Below are 15,879 nucleotides of genomic sequence, written 5' to 3'. Positions count from 1 at the left end.
TCGCATGAGGACGAACCCATCAGGGCCCCGCAAGACCCATCGAGCAGCCATTGATTGGGTCGAAGTGCGCGCCCGCCTGGATACGATTCAAGCTGCCAGCGAACAGGCCTGGGCGCTCGGGAGCGATGAGACCGGACGGATCTTGCATGAGAGAGCGCTAGCACTCGCCTTGGAGCCCGACAGAACGCAAACCATAGATCAAAGCATCGAGGTGGTGGAATTCCTGCTCGCTCATGAGCACTACGCTGTCGAATCCTCTTATGTGCGTGAGGTTTCTTTGCTGGAAAACCTCACTCCGCTACCGTGCACGCCGACCTTCGTGCTTGGCATCGTCAACCTGCATGGCGAGATCGTTTCGGTCGTCGACGTGCGCAAATTCTTCGACCTCCCGCAAACCGGTTTGCCCGATCTGAACAAAGTCATCGTTCTCGGGTCCGGAAGCATGGTGTTCGGCATCCTCGCGGATGCCATCCTTGGCGTGCGCCGCATTGCGCTTGCCGCAATCCAGCCCGCGCTACCCACGCTCACCGGCGTCCGGGAGAAATACCTGAAGGGGGTCACCCCGGAGCGCACGGTGGTTCTCGATGCTGGGAAGCTGCTTGCTGACGAGGAAATCGTGGTGCAGGAACAGGTGGACGGCCAATGATGCCTCGGGCTGGATCCAGAATGGCAGGCAGAAAAGCATGCATGGAGAAGCAGACATGAAATGGTTTCTGGATCTTACGACCCGCAACAAGCTGTTTGTTTGCTTCGGGCTGATTTTCGCGCTGATCGTTGCAGTGATTGCAAGTGCCTACACAGGCATCAACACCATCCGCGAGTCGCAGAATCGACTCTACCAACAAGACTTCACTAACCTGAGCGAGCTACAGGCCCTGCGCGTGTATCAAAACCAGATGCGGGCTTTGATACTCGAAGCACAGCTCTTGAGCAAGCGCGCGGAACAGGATCCGCTGCTGGCGCAAGCCGCGGAACTCTCGAAACAGATTGACCGCCTCATCCTCAACCTCCTTGCGCGGGCGAAGAACGACCCCAAGCAGTTATCGCGGCTAGAGGAGCTGAAATCGGTCTGGCAGGCATTCGCCCAAACGAAGGACTCCGAGGTCATTCCGCTGATCCTCGCCGGCAAGATCGCGGAAGCGGGGCAGCGCACAGTTGGCGTGCAGCAGGAGCGGGAGGAAAAGATTCGCACCATTGCCCAGGAACTCGGCAACGCAGCCCAAGAAAGCGCGCGTCTGGCCGTAGCCAATTCCGATCTACAGGCCCATCAGTCATTTCGCGGTTTTTTATTTGTCGGGATCGCGGCCTTGGCGATTGGCCTCGTGCTGACACTATTGCTGGAGCGGGTGATCGCAGGGCCGTTGCGCGAGTTGTCGCGCGCCGCCGAACGGGTGGCTGCGAGCGATCTCACTGTCGAGGTCCCCAAGAACAATCGCGCTGACGAGGTCGGCAGCTTGATGCGTGCATTCGGCGCTATGGTCGAGAGCCTGCGGCGCACAACCCGAGAACTAAATGAAGGCGTCGGGGTACTCGCTTCCTCGTCCAGCGAGATTCTTGCCACCACGACGCAAGTGGCGTCCGGTGCGGCGGAGACGGCCAGCGCGGTAAGCGAGACCACGGCAACGGTGGAAGAGGTGAAGCAGGCCGCCGGAGTATCGAGCCAGAAGGCCAAGTACGTCTCGGAGAGCGCGCAGAAGGTGGCGCAAGTGTCGCAGGCTGGGCGCAAATCGGTGGAGGACACGATTGCCGGGATGCAGCGCATCCAGGAGCAGATGGAGTCGGTTGCCGAGAGCATCGTGCGGCTGTCGGAGCAAGGCCAGGCGATTGGCGAGATCATTGCCGCCGTGAACGATTTGTCCGAGCAGTCGAATCTGCTGGCGGTGAATGCCGCGATCGAGGCGGCCAGGGCAGGCGAGCAGGGCAAAGGCTTCGCAGTTGTCGCTCAGGAAATCAAGAGCCTGGCCGAACAGTCCAAGCAGGCGACCGCGCAGGTGCGCACGATTCTGGGCGACATTCAAAAGGCGACCGGTGCCGCGGTAATGGCGACCGAGCAGGGAGCCAAGGCGGTGGAGGCGGGCCTGAAGCAGTCTGGCGAAGCGGGCGAGTCGATCCGGTTGCTTGCCGAGAGCGTGAGCGAAGCGGCGCAAGCGGCGATGCAGATCGCCGCCTCGAGCCAGCAGCAGATGGTGGGCATGGACCAAGTGGCGTTGGCGATGGAGAACATCAAGCAGGCGAGCCTGCAAAACGTCGCGGGCACCAGGCAGGCCGAGACTGCCGCGCACAGCCTGCACGAACTGGGACAAAAGCTCAAGGGGCTGGCGGAGCAGTACAAGGTATGACGGCAAGCCTCAATAGCCGAATTCTGAGAGAGTAACTATGACTATCGGAAAAAAAATAATCGGCGGCTACGTTGTCGTACTGGCGCTGCTGACGATCGTGGCAGGTGTCGCGTTCTACTCGCTGAAGGCAACCGAAAGTGCGTACGCGGCGTTTCTGGACGAAGACACTCAGTCCATTATTGTCGCCAAGGAGCTCGGGGGGGAGGCGAGAGACCAGGTCGCGCAGTACCGTGGCCTGTTACTTTTTCCGGAACAGCGCTCCCGGCTGGTGAATGAGCTGCGGGAGAGCCACCACCAGTTCGATACGCTGCTAGACAAGGTGCGCAGCCTCTCACGTTCGGATGCGGGGGTGCGTCTCGCAGATGAGATCGCCGATGCCCAGAAAAAATACAGGGAGGGCCAGGAGGAGGGGATCCGGCTGATAGAGGGCGGAAAGCTCAAGGAGGCGCTCGCCCTGAACGACAAGCTGCTTCCATTTGCCTTGGTGTTGCGCCAGAAATCCGATCAATACATCAAGCGGCAGCAGGAGCAGTTGGCCGAAGGGCGGGCTGAGGTTTCACGGACCCTCGATCACACCTTCCTGCTGTTGTTGTCGATATCAGGCGTTGCCATCGTCCTGGGGCTGGCGTTCGGAGCGCTTCTGACGCGGTCCATCACGCGGCAGCTCCGGGAGGCTATCAATCAGCTGTCATCGTCCTCGTCTGAGATTCTTGCCACCACGACGCAAGTGGCGTCCGGTGCGGCGGAGACGGCCAGCGCGGTGAGCGAGACCACGGCAACGGTGGAAGAGGTGAAGCAGGCCGCCGGAGTATCGAGCCAGAAGGCCAAGTACGTCTCGGAGAGCGCGCAGAAGGTGGCGCAAGTGTCGCAGGCTGGGCGCAAATCGGTGGAGGACACGATTGCCGGGATGCAGCGCATCCAGGAGCAGATGGAGTCGGTTGCCGAGAGCATCGTGCGGTTGTCGGAGCAAGGCCAGGCGATTGGCGAGATCATTGCCGCCGTGAACGATTTGTCCGAGCAGTCGAATTTGCTGGCGGTGAATGCCGCGATCGAGGCAGCCAGGGCAGGCGAGCAGGGCAAAGGCTTCGCAGTTGTCGCTCAGGAAATCAAGAGCCTGGCCGAACAGTCCAAGCAGGCGACCGCGCAGGTGCGCACGATTCTGGGCGACATTCAAAAGGCGACCGGTGCCGCGGTAATGGCGACCGAGCAGGGAGCCAAGGCGGTGGAGGCAGGCCTGAAGCAGTCTGGCGAAGCGGGCGAGTCGATCCGGTTGCTTGCCGAGAGCGTGAGCGAAGCGGCGCAAGCGGCGATGCAGATCGCCGCCTCGAGCCAGCAGCAGATGGTGGGCATGGACCAAGTGGCGTTGGCGATGGAGAACATCAAGCAGGCGAGCCTGCAAAACGTCGCGGGCACCAGGCAGGCCGAGACCGCCGCGCACAGCCTGCACGAGTTGGGGCAGAACCTGGGCGCCATGATCGGCAGCAAGGCCTGATCAACGGGGGCGGCAGCACAGGACTGGAAAGCCATGGCCACCAACAACGACGACGATTTCCTGAAAAAACTCCTCGTGACCTTTCGCGTCGAGGCGGGCGAGCACATCCAGGCGATGTCCTCGGGACTGGTCGAACTTGAAAAATTGCCGGCGGGGGAGTCGCGGTCGGAAAGCGTTGAGAGAATCTACCGTGAAGCGCACAGCCTCAAGGGTGCGGCGCGCGCGGTGAATCTCGCGGAAATGGAATCAGTGTGTCATGCCCTGGAGAGTGTGTTCGCTGGGTTCAAGCGCGACCGTGTTGCTGCCACGCCTGCACTTTTCGATCTGTTGCATCAAACGCTGGAGGTGCTCCGCGGGCTGCTTGATTTCTCCGGCCAGGCCAAGGCGGGCGCCCAGAAGCAGTCGGTTGCGGCGTTGGTGCGCCGGCTTGAGGCTGCATTGCACGATGCGTCCCCTGTGGTGCAGGATGCGCCTGACCCGCCGTCCGCCGTGCCCGCCGAGTTGGGTGTGAATGCCGACCCGGCTGCTGGGCTGCAGACTTCCAACCGGGAGACCGAGACCATACGGGTGCGCACCGCGAAGCTTGACTCGGTGATGCGCCAGACGGAGGAGTTGCTTGCGCCGCGGCTGGCGGCGGGCGAGCGGGCGCGCGAACTGCGGGAGCTCGGGGCTACGCTTGGTGCCTGGAAAAAGGAGTTCGCCAAGCTTCGGCCTGCCATGCGGGCGGTGGAACGGTCGTTTGGACAATCAAAAAAACCAAATGGCGCTGCCATAGTGCAGCGGGAATTGGTACAGCTGCTCGAGTATCTGGATGCGGAGCCCCCGCTAATAAAGCTTCTGGAGGACCGGCTGGCGAAGCTGGAGGCGTCAGCCGCGCACGATCATCGCGCCTTGAGCGCCATGGTGGACGGCCTCCTGCACGATGTGAAGGAAATGCACATGCTGGCGTTCTCTTCACTGCTCGAAGCCTTCCCACGGCTGGGTCGCGAGCTTGCGCGCAATCAAGGCAAGCAGGTGGAGCTGATGATTCGCGGGGATGAGATTGAAATCGACCGGCGGATTCTTGAGCAGATCAAAGACCCGCTCAATCATCTGTTTCGGAACAGTATCGATCACGGTGTGGAGCCCCCGGCGGTGCGTGAGCGCAAAGGCAAGCCGGTGCATGCGACGCTCACCATCGCCGTTGCGCACAAGGACGGCAGCAAAGTCGAGATCCTGGTCGCCGACGACGGGACGGGTATTGATGTGGCGAAGGTCAAGGCTGCTGCGGCGAAGCTTGGGGTGATGTCTGCGGAGGATCTGGAAAAGTTGAACGAACGCGAGGCGCTGGCACTGGTGTTTCAGTCCGGCCTCTCTACCAGCCCTATCGTTACCGACCTTTCGGGACGGGGTCTGGGGCTCGCTATCGTGCGCGAGAGGGTCGAGCGGCTGGGCGGCACCATCGCTCTGGAGGCGCAGCCAGGCGCCGGCACGACCTTCCGCATCGTGCTGCCGCTGACGCTTGCCACGTTTCGGGGCGTGCTCGTTCGCGCCGGCGATCGGCTGTTCATCATTCCAGCAGTCAGCGTGGAACGGGTGGCGCTGGTGGCGGTGCAGGAGATCCAGACGGTGGAGAACCGCGAAACGATCGCCCTCGACGGACAGGCGCTGTCGCTGGTCCATTTGGCCGATGTGCTGGAAATTCCGCGTGCAGGAGGAGTGTCTGCAGACAATGTCCAGGTAGTGGTGCTCGGCCTGGGCGTTGATCGCATTGCATTCCGGGTGGATGCGGTCCTCGCGGAGCAAGAGGTGCTGGTCAAGGGGCTTGGGCCGCAACTTAAGCGCGTGCGCAACCTCGCTGGCGCGAGCGTCTTGGGGACGGGCCAGGTGGTGCCGGTCCTGAATGTGCCCGACATGATGCAGTCGGCCATTAGGCCAGCGGCAAGCCCGCTCGCGAGCGTCATTGGCGAGCAGCACGTGTCTGCAGTGAAACGGTCCATCCTGGTCGCCGAGGATTCGATCACCTCAAGGGCCCTGATAAAGAACATCCTGGAATCGGCGGGCTACAGCGTCACCACAGCGGTGGACGGGGGCGAGGCCTACACGGCGCTCAAGGCGGGAACTTTCGATTTGCTCGTGTCGGACGTGGAAATGCCGCGCATGGACGGCTTCGATCTCACGGCGAAGGTGCGCTCGGACAAGCGGCTTGCACAAATGCCGGTTGTGCTGGTGACGGCACTTGAGTCGCGCGAGCACCGCGAGCGCGGCATTGACGTCGGTGCCAACGCGTACATCGTAAAAAGCAGCTTCGAGCAGAGCAATCTGCTGGAAATTGTCCGGCGGCTGATATGAGCACGAGCAGGCGGAGTTGCCCATGATTAAAGTCCTGGTGGTGGAAGACTCACCCGTGGTGCGCGAGTTTCTCGTTCACATTCTCAGCGCGGATGCCGCCATCCAAGTCATCGGGACGGCGAACGATGGTGAGCAGGCGCTTGTGGCTGTGGCACGCCAACGGCCTGATGTCATCACGATGGACATCCATATGCCCAAGCTGGATGGTTTGGAAGCCACGCGCCGGATCATGGAAACGTACCCCACGCCTATCGTGATCGTCAGTGGGAGCACGGATCCGCGCGAGGTCTCGACGACGTTTCGTGCCGTTGAAGCGGGGGCCGTGGCAGTTCTGCGTCGGCCGGCGGGCATCGGTCATCCGGACCATGAAGCCACCGCCCGTGAGCTGGTCCAGACCGTGAAATTGATGTCCGAAGTCAAGGTGATCAGGCGCTGGCCCAAGGCGCTGCGCCAACCGCAAGTTCTGCCCCCTGCGCAAGCCCATTTCGTGCCGGTCGCGGCGAAAGCAAGGGTGATAGCCATCGGTGCCTCGACCGGCGGTCCGCCGGTGCTGCAAACCATTCTCGCGGCGCTGCCGCAAGGTTTCCCGGTACCGGTACTGATTGTGCAGCACATGGCGATCGGTTTTACCCAGGGCTTTGTTCAGTGGTTGGCGCAAACGTCCAGTCTGCCTGTTCATCTCGCCGCGCATGATGAGCCTATTCGTCCGGGCCATGTGTATGTGGCTCCCGATGAATTTCAGATGCGGATGGAGCGGGGTGGAAAAATCGTGCTAACCAAAGACGAGCCCGAGAACGGCTTGCGCCCCTCGGTTTCCTATCTTCTGCGTTCGGTCGCCGAAGTCTATGGACGTGATGCAGTCGCTGGCTTGCTGACCGGTATGGGACGCGACGGCGTCGAGGAGCTGAAGCTGCTGCGGGACAGGGGTGCGACGACATTCGCTCAGGACAAGGAAAGTTCCGTGGTGCACGGCATGCCGGGCGAGGCGATCAAGCTCGATGCGGTGACGCTGGTTCTCCCGCCGGAGAAGATCGCCCCGGTGTTAATAAGCTTGGTGTGCAAAAAATAAGACAGAACGATCCATGAAAACCAACCAGAAAACGAACGGCAAGGTGGAGGTTCTCATTGCCGAGGACAGTCCAACCCAGGCGGCGCAGCTTGCGCACCTGCTCGAGCAGAGAGGTTATTTGGTGACGGCCGCCGCCAACGGCCGCGAGGCGCTCGCATTGCTCGCACGCTGCAAGCCCAGCCTGGTGATCAGCGACGTCGTGATGCCCGAGCTCGATGGCTACGGTTTGTGCAAGGCGATCAAGGCGGACGAGAGCCTGAGGGACATTCCGGTCATGCTGGTAACCACGCTCTCGGACCCTCAGGATGTGATCCGGGGGCTGGAGTGCGGAGCAGACAATTTCATCCGCAAACCTTATGGCGGGGACTACCTGCTGTCGCGCATTGACTACCTGCTGATGAGCCTGGAGATGCGCAAGAGCCAGAAGATGCAGATGGGCCTTGAGATTGAACTCGGCGGTCAAAAGCATCTTATTACCGCCGAGCGGCAACAGATGCTCGATCTGTTGATTTCGACCTACGAACAGGCGGTGGAGATCAACAGCGAGCTCAGGCTACGCAAAACGGAATTGGAGCATTCGAACCAGGTACTGCATGGGTTGGGCAGTATCGTGGCCGGTCTAAATCAAGCAATTACCGAACGTGAGGTGGCAGAAGTTGCATTAGAGCGGGCTTTGGAGTTACCCGGGGTTCAGGCTGGCTGGATATCGCTATGGGAAAGGGAGTCGAGCTTCCGGACCGTGGCCGCGCGCAATCTGCCGCCAGCCTTGTTGCGTGAAGGTGCCATGGATGGATTGTGCGACTGCCGGCGCCGTTTTCTCGCGGGAGAGTTGGGCCATGTCGGCAACATCATGGAATGCGAACGCTTTAAAGGGGGCAAGGGCGACATGCAGGGCTTGCGGTACCACGCCAGCGTGCCCTTGTGGACCGGTGACCGGGCCATGGGCGTTATGAACCTGGTCGGGCCTGAGCAGGGTCTGTTTGACGAAGTGGAGCTGAAGATGCTGTGCGTCGTCGGCAACCAAGTTGCGGTGGCGCTGGAGCGCGCCAGGTTGCACGAGCATTTGGAGCAGTTGGTCCAGGAGCGGACCGCCGCGCTGACGCTGGAAGTCGCGGAGCGCAAGCGTATTCAGGAGGAGCAGGCGCGGCTGGTAGCGATCATTGAGGCAACCCCCGACTTGATTGGTACCGCGACGCTGGATGGCCGAATGCTTTACAGCAATCAGGCAGGCTTGCAATTGATGGGGATTGAAGAGAAGGATTTGCCAAAGATCCGAAGTCAGGATATTTATCCGGAATGGGCCGGCAAGCTGGTGATGGAGGAAGGTATTCCGCATGCGCTCAGCCATGGGGTATGGAGTGGGGAAACGGCCATCCTCGGGCCGGACGGCCGCGAGATTCCGGTTCTTCAGGTGATTCTCGCCCACAAGGGGCACAACGAATCGGTGGAGTATTTGTCCACCATCGCGCGCGACATCACTCTGCGCAAGGTGCAGGAATCAAAGATCGAGTTCCTTAATAGAATTTACAGTGTCCTCAGCGGCATCAATACAACAATTGTGCGTGTCCGTGAGGAAGGGGAGTTGTTCAGGGAAGCCTGTCGCATCGCGGTGGATCAAGGTAGGTTTACTTTTGCGTGGATAGGAAAATATGCCGCAGACAGCCAGCAGGTGACGCCGGTCGCCCAGGCTGGCCACGATGACGGATATCTGGCGCAGGTCAATTTGACAACCCATGATGACGCACCAGGAAGTTGTGCGTTAACCGCACAAGCACTGACCGAAGCGAAGCCGGTGATCTGCAATGACATCGCCAGCGACGAACGCATGGCCGCCTGGCGCGACGAGGCGCTAAGCCGTGGCTACCGCTCAGTGGTAGTGCTCCCCCTCATTCTGGAGGGTAAGCCGGTCGGCGTGTTTGTGCTCTACGCGGCGGAAACAGGTGTTTTCGATGAGGAGGAAATGCGGCTTTTGATTGAAATAGCGGGAGATATTTCATTCGCCATGGGTAACCTGAAAAAAGAAGGGAGACTCAATTATCTTGCCTACTATGATGCTATTACCGGTCTACCGAATCGCACGGTGTTTTACGATCGCTTGGGCCAGCATCTGCATGACGTGAGAAGTGGAGAAACGGTGGCGGTACTGGCCATCGATCTGGAACGTTTTAGAGGTATCAATGAGACGTTTGGGCGGCACGCTGGGGATGCATTGCTGAAAATGGTAGCCGAGCGCCTAATTGAAACGGGGGTTGGGGTGGACCATCTGGCGCGTATCAGTGCAGACTGTTTTTCCATGGTTTTGTCAAATATCAGGGAAGAGGCAGATGTGGTGCGCTTCTTTGAGAGTCAGGTTGCGACATCTCTGGGCAGACCCTTCACGCTGGAAGGTCAGGAACTGCGCATATCGGCCAGAACGGGTATCGCTATTTTCCCTAATGATGGAAAAGATGCCGATGCCTTGTTCCGCAACGCCGAAGCTGCTCTGAAGAAAAGCAAGCTCTCGGGTGACAAGTATTTGTTCTATACCCCGGTGCTCAATGCCCGGGTCGCCGAGAAGCTGACACTTGAAAACAAGCTGCGTCGGGCACTCGAGCTAGAACAACTGGTTCTACATTACCAGCCTAAAGTCGATCTCAAGAGCAACCAGATCGTGGGGGTGGAGGCGTTGATGCGCTGGAACGATCCGGAAACCGGCTTGGTCCCGCCATGGAAATTCATTCCACTGCTTGAAGAAACCGGGATGATCATTGAGGCGGGCGCCTGGGCTTTGGCGCAAGCGATGACGGATTTCCGTGGATGGCAGGCGAAAGGCTTGACCGCCCCTCGCATTGCCGTCAATGTTTCGCAAGTTCAACTGCGAAGAAAAGATTTCGTCAGTACTGTAGAACGCGTACTAAGCAGTTTAGGAAGAGACAGCGGTGGGCTGGAGATTGAAATTACCGAGAGCCTGATCATGGAGGATGTCGAGGCCAACATTCAGAAGCTTTATGCTATTCGGGAAATGGGTGTTGAGGTGGCGGTTGACGATTTCGGAACGGGCTACTCTTCGCTCAGCTATATCGCTAAGTTGCCGATCAATTCATTAAAAATTGATCGGGCATTCATCATCAACATGACCAGCAATGCCGACGATAGGAGCATCGTCTCTGCCATCATCTCTTTGGCGCATTCCCTGAACTTGCGAGTTATCGCGGAAGGCGTAGAAACCAATGAGCAGGCCAAGCTTCTTCGGCTGCTAAAGTGCAATGAAATTCAGGGCTTCCTATTCAGCCCGGGGGTTCCTGAAGCGAAAATTGAGGAATTCTTGCGCAATAAAAAAACCCTGTAGGGGGGGCTCTAAAAACTGCTGTTTTCAGCCCAACACTGACTGAGGCGTCTTGTCGTTTCAGTTTCGCTTATTTTTTGAGCGCATCAACTCTGGCCGATGGCAGCGAAGAGGGCCTCCCGCTGTCAAACGTGCATGTGGCTGGCACGCACCCTTGAGCGCCAGGGGACGGCGTTGTGCGCGCGGCCCAGCCCAACCGGTTCACGCAACGGGAGCAAGCGACAACGGTGCCCGTGAGTGCCATGGCATAGCTCCGTCTCCGTCTGGGGTGGGGCGTCTCGTCTCGTTTCGTTTTTTGGGCTTGTGCAGCAACGCCGTGCCGGAGCAACAAGTTCCGTGCTGAGCAACCTGGGGTTCCGGGCTTAGAATTTCCGGTTGCGCTACCGCGCAAGAAGGGCGTACGCTGAAAGTTGGCGCATCGCCCGACCCGAAACCATGGCGCGACACCATCGCGCACGGAGACCGTGGATGACATCGCACACAGCCCTCAAGCTGCATGTGCCGGAGCCTACTGGGCGACCCGGCTGCAAGACTGATTTTTCTTTTTTGAGCGTATCGCCCGCTGGCGCGGTGCGCAGACCCCCACCCGATTGCCCCGCTGCCGAGACGGCCGACCTGGCCCAGCATCTTGTGCGCGTGCTGGACGAAGATGGCCAGGCCGTGGGGCCCTGGGCGCCGGCCCTGCACCCCGAGCGCCTGCGCCGCGGCCTGCGGGCCATGATGAAGACGCGCATCTTCGACGCCCGCATGCTGGTCGCGCAGCGCCAGAAAAAGCTCTCGTTCTACATGCAGTGCCTGGGCGAAGAGGCGATTGCCGTGGCCCATGCGCAGGCACTCGAAGACGGCGACATGTGCTTTCCCACCTACCGCCAGCAGGGCCTGTTGCTCTCGCGGGACGACATCTCCATGGTGGAGCTGATCTGCCAACTCATGAGCAACGAGCGCGATCCGCTCAAGGGCCGGCAATTGCCGGTGATGTACTCGTACAAACGCGCGGGTTTCTTCTCGATCTCGGGCAACCTTGCCACCCAGGTCATCCAGGCCGTGGGCTGGGCCATGGCGTCGGCCATCAAGGGCGATACCAAAATTGCGTCGGGCTGGATTGGCGACGGTGCCACGGCCGAGGCCGACTTCCACACCGCGCTCACCTTTGCCCACGTGTACCGCGCGCCGGTCATCATCAACGTGGTCAACAACCAGTGGGCGATTTCCACCTTCCAGGCCATTGCCGGCGGTGAGGGCACCACGTTCGCCCAGCGCGGCGTGGGCTGCGGCATTGCCTCGCTGCGGGTGGACGGCAACGACTTCCTCGCTATCTACGCCGCCTCGCAGTGGGCGGCGCAGCGGGCCCGCTCCAACAACGGCCCCACGCTGATCGAGTGGGTGACCTACCGCGCCGGGCCGCATTCCACGTCGGACGATCCGTCCAAATACCGCCCGGCCGATGATTGGCAGCGCTTCCCGCTGGGTGACCCGATAGCGCGGCTCAAGCAACACTTGATTGCCATAGGCGAATGGACCGAAGCGCGCCACGACGCTGCCCAAAAGGAGCTGGAGGCCGAGGTGATTGCGGCGCAAAAGGAAGCCGAAAGCTACGGCACCCTGCTCGATGGCCGCGTGCCCAGCGCTGCGACCATGTTTGACGATGTCTACAAAGAAATGCCGGAGCACCTGCGCCGGCAGCGCCAGCAGTTGGGGGTTTGAGCCATGGAAACACAAGAAAAAAACCCTGCGGCGCTGGCAGGCGCCGTGCCCATGACCATGATCCAGGCGCTGCGCTCGGGCCTCGATGTGATGATGGAGCGTGACAGCAACGTCATCGTCTACGGACAGGATGTGGGCTACTTCGGCGGCGTGTTCCGTGTGACCGAGGGCCTGCAGGCCAAATACGGCAAATCGCGCTGTTTCGATGCGCCGATTTCGGAAGGCGGCATCGTCGGTACGGCGGTGGGCATGGGCGCCTACGGGCTGCGACCGGTGGTGGAAATCCAGTTTGCCGACTACTTTTACCCAGCCATGGACCAGATCGTCTCCGAGGCAGCGCGCCTGCGCCACCGCTCGGCGGGCGACTTCACGGCGCCCATCACCATCCGCATGCCCTGTGGCGGCGGCATCTACGGCGGGCAGACGCACAGCCAGAGCCCCGAGGCCATCTTCACGCATGTCTGCGGGGTGCGCACGGTCATGCCCAGCAACCCGTACGACGCCAAGGGCCTGCTGATTGCCTCCATCGAGAACGACGACCCGGTCATCTTCCTGGAGCCCAAGCGCATCTACAACGGCCCGTTCGACGGCCACCACGACCGGCCGGTCGTGCCCTGGTCCAAACACGAAATGGGCAAGGTGCCCGAGGGCTACTACACGCTGCCGCTCGACAAGGCGGCGGTGTTCCGCCCTGGCAAGGCCGTGACGGTGCTGACCTACGGCACCATGGTCTGGGTGAGCGAATGCGCCGCGCGCGAAACCGAAGTGGACGCCGAGATCATCGACCTGCGCACCATCTGGCCGCTGGACCTGGAGACCGTGGTGGCCTCCGTCAAGAAGACGGGCCGCTGCGTCATCGTGCACGAGGCCACGGGCACCGGCGGCTTTGGCGCCGAACTGGCGGCCCTGGTGCAGCAGCATTGCTTCTACCACCTCGAAGCCCCCATCGAGCGCGTGACCGGCTGGGATACCCCCTACCCGCACGCCCAGGAATGGGCCTATTTCCCTGGGCCGCAGCGCGTTGGCGCGGCGCTCAAACGCGCAGTGGAGGCATGACCATGGGTATTTACGCAATCCGCGTGCCCGACATTGGCGAGGGCATTGCCGAAGTGGAGCTGGTCGTCTGGCACGTGCAGCCGGGCGATGTGGTGGCCGAAGACCAATCCATTGCCGACGTGATGACCGACAAGGCCACGGTAGAGATTCCGTCGCCCGTGTCCGGCAAGGTGCTGGCCTTGGGCAGCGCCGTGGGCGACACCATTGCCGTCGGCTCGGAGCTGGTGCGACTGGAAGTGGAGGGTGCCGGGAATTTAAAGGAAAATTCGGCTCCAGCGCCCGCCCATAAAGCGCCAGCAGCTCCTGTTTCGGTAGCGAAAAACGATCCGCCTGCAGCCGCACCGGCCCAACGCGTGGCTCCGGCGGAAGCGGCTCCCGCGTCCTTGCGCCCCGTTGCAGCGCCGCGCGGTGCGCCCGCCGTGGTGCGCACGGCAGGTGAGCGCCCACTCGCATCCCCCGCCGTGCGCCAGCGCGCGCTCGACATGGGCGTGGAGCTGCGCTACGTGCACGGCAGTGGCCCGGCCGGGCGCATCCTGCAGGCTGACCTGGACGCCCATGCGGCCAGCGGCGGCCAGGCACCCGCCCAAGGCCCTGCGGGTTACGCCGAACGCCATGGCGAAGAGGCCATCCCCGTCATCGGCCTGCGCCGCAAGATTGCGCAGAAGATGCAGGAGTCCAAGCGCCGCATTCCGCATTTCAGCTACGTGGAAGAGATCGACGTCACCGAGTTGGAGGCCCTGCGCGCCAAGCTCAACCAACTGCACGGCGCCACGCGCGGCAAGCTCACGGTGCTGCCCTTCCTGGCGCGCGCCATGGTGCTGGCGCTGCGCGAGTTTCCACAAATCAACGCCCGCTACGACGACGAGGCGGGCGTGGTCACGCGCTACGCCGGCGTGCACCTGGGCGTCGCCACGCAGACCGAAGGCGGGCTCATGGTGCCGGTGCTGCGCCACGCCGAAAGCCTGGACCTGTGGGCCTGCGCTGCCGGCATTGCCAGCGTGGCCGAAGGCGCGCGCAGTGGCAAGGCGGCGCGCGATGCGCTGTCGGGTTCCACCATCACGCTCACCAGCCTGGGGGCCTTGGGCGGCATTGCCAGCACGCCGGTCATCAACCACCCCGAGGTGGCCATCGTCGGCGTCAACCGCATTGTCGAGCGGCCCATGCTGCGGGGCGGTCAGGTGGTGGGCAGGCTGTTGATGAACCTCTCCTCCTCGTTCGACCACCGCGTGGTCGACGGCATGCACGCCGCGCAATTCATCCAGGCCATGCGCGCGCTGCTCGAAACCCCGGCCCTGTTGTTCGTGGAGTGAGGCGATGACGAAGGACATTACAACGAAATTGCTGGTCATCGGCGGCGGTCCCGGCGGCTACGTGGCCGCCATCCGTGCCGGGCAACTGGGCATTCCCACCGTGCTGGTCGAGGGCGAGCGCCTGGGCGGCACTTGCCTGACCATTGGCTGCATCCCGTCCAAGGCGTTGATCCATGCCGCACATGAGTTCGAGCGGGCCCAGCACCATGCGGGCGGCTCGACGCTGGGCATCCGGGTGCAATCGCCCAGCCTCGACATTGCGCAGACGGTGCGCTGGAAGGATGGCATCGTCAACCGGCTCTCGGGCGGTGTGGGCGCGCTGCTGCGCAAGGCCGGGGTGCAGGTCATCAAAGGCTGGGCGCATATTGAAGATGGCAAGACGGTGCGCGTGCAGAGCGCCGAAGGCGAAGCCGTACAGGTGCGTTGCGAGCATTTGCTGCTGGCCACCGGCTCGGAACCGGTTGAGCTGCCCACGCTGCCCTTTGGCGGACCGGTGGTGTCTTCGACGGGTGCGCTCTCGCCCGAAACCCTGCCGCGCCGCCTGGTGGTGGTGGGCGCGGGCTACATCGGGCTGGAACTCGGCATGGCCTACCGCAAGCTGGGCGTTGAGGTGGCGGTGGTCGAGGCGGCTGAACGCATCCTGCCCGGCTACGATGAGGAGCTGACGCAGCCCGTGCTCGATGCGCTGGAAAAAAGCGGTGTGGTGCTGCACCTGGGCTGCAGCGTGCAGGGTTTTGACGAAAAGCACGGCGTGCATGTGCGCAGCGCCCGCGCGGACGAATTCGCGCTGCCCGCTGACCGCGTGCTTGTCGCCGTGGGCCGCAGGCCGCGCACCGCGGGCTTTGGCCTGGAGTCGCTGCAGCTCGACATGGCGGGGCGCTTTGTGGCGGTGGACGCGCAGTGCCGCACCTCCATGCGCAATGTCTGGGCCATTGGCGACCTTACGGGCGACCCGATGCTCGCGCACCGTGCCATGGCGCAGGGCGAAGTGGTGGCCGAGGTGATTGCGGGCCAGGCACGGCGCTTCGAGCCCATGGCCATCCCCGCCGTGTGCTTTACCGACCCCGAAGTGGTGGTGGTGGGCCGCACGCCGGGCGAGGCGCGTGCCGCCGGGCTCGACTGCACCGACGCTGCTTTCCCCTTTGCCGCCAACGGCCGCGCCATGACGCTGGAAGCCACCAAAGGCTTTGTGCGCGTGGTGGCGCGACGCGACAACCACCTCATCGTGGGCTGGCAGGCGGTGGGGCAAGGGG

General features: G+C 62.1%; 10 protein-coding genes. All 10 read left to right on the top strand.

The features are described 5' to 3' along the window. Positions 1 to 4 precede the first annotated feature (4 nt). A complete protein-coding gene (locus AC07ZH_RS10865) occupies positions 5 to 646 on the top strand; it encodes a chemotaxis protein CheW (protein WP_495199742.1) in 642 nt (213 codons plus the stop codon). A gap of 55 nt (positions 647 to 701) precedes the next feature. Further along, positions 702 to 2,339 (top strand): methyl-accepting chemotaxis protein, encoded by a 1,638-nt coding sequence (locus tag AC07ZH_RS10860; protein WP_495199741.1) that lies wholly within the window; start codon positions 702 to 704, stop codon positions 2,337 to 2,339. A gap of 37 nt (positions 2,340 to 2,376) precedes the next feature. Next, positions 2,377 to 3,831 (top strand): methyl-accepting chemotaxis protein, encoded by a 1,455-nt coding sequence (locus AC07ZH_RS10855; RefSeq protein ID WP_495199740.1) that lies wholly within the window; start codon positions 2,377 to 2,379, stop codon positions 3,829 to 3,831. Between the two features lie 33 nt (positions 3,832 to 3,864). Beyond that, entirely contained in the window at positions 3,865 to 6,162 is a 2,298-nt protein-coding gene (locus tag AC07ZH_RS10850) for a hybrid sensor histidine kinase/response regulator (RefSeq protein ID WP_495199739.1), read from the top strand. 22 nt (positions 6,163 to 6,184) lie between these two features. Continuing rightward, a complete protein-coding gene (gene cheB / locus AC07ZH_RS10845) occupies positions 6,185 to 7,231 on the top strand; it encodes a chemotaxis-specific protein-glutamate methyltransferase CheB (protein ID WP_119108464.1) in 1,047 nt (348 codons plus the stop codon). A gap of 13 nt (positions 7,232 to 7,244) precedes the next feature. After that, positions 7,245 to 10,559, top strand: a complete 3,315-nt coding sequence (locus tag AC07ZH_RS10840; protein ID WP_495199738.1) for an EAL domain-containing protein — start codon at positions 7,245 to 7,247, stop codon at positions 10,557 to 10,559. A gap of 465 nt (positions 10,560 to 11,024) precedes the next feature. Beyond that, positions 11,025 to 12,260, top strand: a complete 1,236-nt coding sequence (locus AC07ZH_RS10835) for a 3-methyl-2-oxobutanoate dehydrogenase (2-methylpropanoyl-transferring) subunit alpha (RefSeq protein WP_495199737.1) — start codon at positions 11,025 to 11,027, stop codon at positions 12,258 to 12,260. A 3-nt stretch (positions 12,261 to 12,263) separates the two neighbouring features. Continuing rightward, positions 12,264 to 13,316 carry an alpha-ketoacid dehydrogenase subunit beta gene (locus AC07ZH_RS10830; RefSeq protein ID WP_495199736.1) on the top strand — a complete coding sequence of 351 codons (1,053 nt, stop codon included), beginning with the start codon at positions 12,264 to 12,266 and terminating at the stop codon, positions 13,314 to 13,316. 2 nt (positions 13,317 to 13,318) lie between these two features. Beyond that, entirely contained in the window at positions 13,319 to 14,626 is a 1,308-nt protein-coding gene (locus tag AC07ZH_RS10825; protein ID WP_495199735.1) for a dihydrolipoamide acetyltransferase family protein, read from the top strand. A 4-nt stretch (positions 14,627 to 14,630) separates the two neighbouring features. Next, a partial coding sequence (gene lpdA / locus AC07ZH_RS10820; protein WP_495199734.1) for a dihydrolipoyl dehydrogenase occupies positions 14,631 to 15,879 on the top strand: 1,249 nt, incomplete at its 3' end.

This window comes from Simplicispira sp. GW247-4R2A (assembly GCF_059424465.1).
Note: the sequence above shows the minus strand (reverse complement) of the source record. Positions and strands in the feature narration are given on the sequence as shown.

Bases quoted from the DNA above. Each gene is read 5' to 3' on its own strand.
- AC07ZH_RS10865 (WP_495199742.1), top strand. From the start codon at position 5: ATGAGGACGAACCCATCAGGGCCCCGCAAGACCCATCGAGCAGCCATT.
- AC07ZH_RS10855 (WP_495199740.1), top strand. From the start codon at position 2,377: ATGACTATCGGAAAAAAAATAATCGGCGGCTACGTTGTCGTACTGGCG.
- AC07ZH_RS10840 (WP_495199738.1), top strand. From the start codon at position 7,245: ATGAAAACCAACCAGAAAACGAACGGCAAGGTGGAGGTTCTCATTGCC.
- AC07ZH_RS10835 (WP_495199737.1), top strand. From the start codon at position 11,025: ATGACATCGCACACAGCCCTCAAGCTGCATGTGCCGGAGCCTACTGGG.
- AC07ZH_RS10825 (WP_495199735.1), top strand. From the start codon at position 13,319: ATGGGTATTTACGCAATCCGCGTGCCCGACATTGGCGAGGGCATTGCC.
- cheB (WP_119108464.1), top strand. From the start codon at position 6,185: ATGATTAAAGTCCTGGTGGTGGAAGACTCACCCGTGGTGCGCGAGTTT.
- AC07ZH_RS10860 (WP_495199741.1), top strand. From the start codon at position 702: ATGAAATGGTTTCTGGATCTTACGACCCGCAACAAGCTGTTTGTTTGC.
- AC07ZH_RS10830 (WP_495199736.1), top strand. From the start codon at position 12,264: ATGGAAACACAAGAAAAAAACCCTGCGGCGCTGGCAGGCGCCGTGCCC.
- AC07ZH_RS10850 (WP_495199739.1), top strand. From the start codon at position 3,865: ATGGCCACCAACAACGACGACGATTTCCTGAAAAAACTCCTCGTGACC.